This window comes from Leptotrichia sp. OH3620_COT-345, from assembly GCF_003932895.1.
GTDB lineage: Bacteria > Fusobacteriota > Fusobacteriia > Fusobacteriales > Leptotrichiaceae > Pseudoleptotrichia.
In genome coordinates, this window is record NZ_RQYW01000130.1 from 1 (window position 1) to 435 (window position 435).

The 435-nt window shown below is 35.4% G+C and carries 1 protein-coding gene; it reads right to left on the minus strand.

What is annotated here, in order from left to right:
- Window positions 1-77: 77 nt before the first annotated feature.
- The coding region (locus EII29_RS11620; protein ID WP_125237625.1) for a hypothetical protein at window positions 78-435 on the minus strand (358 nt) is incomplete at its 5' end.

The following is a 435-nucleotide window of genomic DNA, read 5'->3' on the forward strand; positions in this document are numbered from 1 at the left end:
CCTCCTTTCTTTAACTATATGTATTATTATATCAAAAAAGCTCTAAGCTGTCAAGCCTAAAGTTTTTATTCTTAATATTATTGTTCTTTCAATTTATTCTTGAACCAAATGATTCGTTCTTTGAACCAAGCGTCAACTCCTTCAGGACGTAGCCATTTACCTTGTTTAACTCCATTCTTTTCCATGAACTCAATCACTTTAGTTGGAGTTTCTGGTTCGTCCCACATATTATATTTTGCTGAATGGTATTTACTAAACATTTCAAGCGTTTCGATGTAGCTATCTTTCAGAAGTTCCGTGTCAAGCAATTTTTGGGCTTTCTCAGCACGTTTAGCAAGTCGTTCGTTAACTTGTTCCAGTTGTTCCTTTTGTCGCTGTAAGCTCAAATTATGGTTAATATAAGCAATTTGCTGTGCATGTCGTCCAAGTTTGCCT